1 protein-coding gene is annotated in these 626 nt (G+C 72.4%); it reads right to left on the reverse strand.

Going from position 1 to position 626, the window contains the following annotated elements; all coding sequences use genetic code 11:
- The coding region (locus ACK41V_RS23680) for a hypothetical protein (protein ID WP_409786142.1) at positions 1-626 on the reverse strand (626 nt) is incomplete at both ends.

Consider the following 626-nt stretch of genomic DNA (forward strand, 5'->3'; position numbering starts at 1 on the left):
CACCAGCACGCTGGCGTTGGACATGCGTTCCAACTTGCCGTAGTTCAGCGTGAACCGCATCACGTGCCCCGCCACCAGCGGGCCCGCCACCGTCAGCACCGCCCCCTGCTCCAGCACCAGCTCGTCCCCGCTCGCGTCCACGCACGGCCCCGTCTCGTTGCTCACGCGCTCGCACTGCCACGTGAACGTCTCCTCGCCCTCCAGCCCCGACGGGTCCGTCGACGCGCTGCCGTCCAGCACCACCTCCGTCACGGGCAGCGACACCACGGCCGCCGCCTGCGCCACCGCCACGGGCGGCCGCTTGGGGATGGCCGAGATCTCGCCCGCCAGCACCTCCTCCCTCCCCTCATACGCCTCGTCCGCCGACGCCATCAGGTGCCGCACGTCCGCCTGCGTGTCCACCGGCGCCACCAGCGCCCAGTTGTCCGCAATGTCGGGCAGCACCGTCACCACCTGCGCCGTGCTCCACTGCGCCGGCTGGAACACCAGCGTGGCGCCCTGCGTCACGTTCACCAGCGGCCGCCCGTCCGGCGACACCGTCACCGCGCTCCACGGCTCGCTGGTCAGCCGCACCGTGTACGTCACGGGCTCCGCCGCGCTCCACATGAACAGCGTGGGCACCGAGA

The sequence above is a fragment of the Acidovorax sp. genome (genome assembly GCF_046291265.1).
Classification (GTDB): Bacteria; Pseudomonadota; Gammaproteobacteria; order Burkholderiales; family Burkholderiaceae_C; genus Acidovorax.